Origin of the sequence: Sphingorhabdus sp., assembly GCF_040079335.1 — a bacterium.
Classification (GTDB): domain Bacteria; phylum Pseudomonadota; class Alphaproteobacteria; order Sphingomonadales; family Sphingomonadaceae; genus Sphingorhabdus_B.
In genome coordinates this window covers 1-1,568 of sequence record NZ_JBEBKL010000143.1, presented here as the reverse complement: position 1 = coordinate 1,568, position 1,568 = coordinate 1, and the positions used below count along the sequence as shown (strand labels likewise).

3 protein-coding genes are annotated in these 1,568 nt (G+C 62.9%); all 3 read right to left on the bottom strand.

Going from position 1 to position 1,568, the window contains the following annotated elements; translation table 11 throughout:
• On the bottom strand, positions 1-637 hold a 637-nt coding region (locus ABL922_RS14950; RefSeq protein ID WP_349025000.1), incomplete at its 3' end, for an SDR family NAD(P)-dependent oxidoreductase.
• A gap of 62 nt (positions 638-699) precedes the next feature.
• Positions 700-1,353 (bottom strand): glutathione S-transferase family protein, encoded by a 654-nt coding sequence (locus ABL922_RS14945; protein WP_349024999.1) that lies wholly within the window; start codon positions 1,351-1,353, stop codon positions 700-702.
• A gap of 13 nt (positions 1,354-1,366) precedes the next feature.
• The coding region (locus tag ABL922_RS14940) for an MAPEG family protein (RefSeq protein ID WP_349024998.1) at positions 1,367-1,568 on the bottom strand (202 nt) is incomplete at its 5' end.

Below are 1,568 nucleotides of genomic sequence, written 5' to 3'. Positions count from 1 at the left end.
CTCCAAAGGGACGTGCTTCAAGCTCGAATGACCATGTTGAACGTGGTTGATTGACCAGCATCAGGGCCATGCCTGCGATGTCGATCGGCTCGGCGAAAAAGTCACGTGGCCTGTCCTTGAACCGCTCAAGCATGAAAGGTTCGGCCACGATTCCGTCCACCACGATCAACGAGACATGAATGCCTTTTGGACCGAAGGCGCGGGCTAGCGACTCCGCCAGGCTACGCTGGGCGGCCTTGGCGGCGGCAAAGCCGACGGCCTTCGCTCCGCCGCGGCGGGAAGCGGTAGCTCCAATAAAGACGATGTTCCCGGCCCCGCGTTCGATCATCCTGGGCAAAACGGCGCGCGCGGCATTGTAGGCCCCGAAGCAATTGACCCGCCAGCTCGCTTCGAAGTCCTGCGCCGATACTTCGAGCGCATCGCCCCACAGGCCCTTGCCGGCGTTGTAGACCAGCACTTCTACCGGACCTTCGTCCCGTTCGATCGCGGCCAGCGCGGAATTGAGCGCTTCCGCGTCGGCCACATCACAGACATATCCTTTGGCGTCGGCAAAATGGACCTCAAGCTCAGCCAGCGTGTCGGGCGATCGGGCGATCATCGCCACGCGGTATCCCGCCATCGCGAACTTGCCGACCAAAGCTGCGCCATTGCCGGGGCCGACCCCGATGACAACGCAAACCGACTTTCCAGCCGCAGCGCTCATGGCACCCTCCAGTGCGGCGGAATGGTCCGCTCGAACCAGGGCAGGTCCTCAATCCTTTTAGCCCAGGTGGTCAGGCGTTCGGGCACGACAGTGGCGGCAAAATGGCCCGGCTTCTGCGCGTCGATCCGCCCCAGCAAGGCGATAAATGGGTAGAGTGTGAAATCGGCAATTGTCGGAGTGGAGCCGGTCGCAAAGGCCTCCTGCGTGGCTTCTGCCAGCAGCCTGAGATCAATCGAAAGCTGCGCCCGCGCCATTCCGATCGCTTCAAGGTCTGCCGCGCCTGCTTTCAGGAACAGGGTTTGTTCCATGATCCGGCGGACCTGTGGGTAGACGTAGTTTGTTGCTGCTGCGGCAAAGCGCCGTCCATGCGCGCGCTGAATGATGTCAGCGGGCCACAGGGCGGCACCCGATGGCGCCCGCAGGTCTGCGAGATATTCGGCAATCGCGTCGGATTCGCTCAGCACCAGCGCGCCATCCACCAGCACCGGCAGCTTGCCCTTGGGGTTGAGGGCAAGAAATTCGGGCGAGCGCAGATCGCCTGCATCGACCTGAAGCCGCACAGGCTCGTATGCGAAGCCGCCGTGTTCGAGCGCCAGCCAGATCTTCCACGAGAAGGGCGAGCCAGACAGGTAGTGAAATTTCATGGTCATCGTCCCATCCTCCTCACATCCAGCCGAGAAGGTGCGCGGCGAAGACGAGCTGGCAGAGGAAGCCTGCAAAGAAGGCGATGGTGCGCAGCAGCGGTATGCCGAAGGTGTAGATCACTGCGTGCGCGACGCGGGCGGCAAAGAAGATCCCGGCTGCCGCGATGGTTGCGGGAGACGACAGGCCCAGCACTTGCACGCCCAGCGCGAGCGGGGCGAAG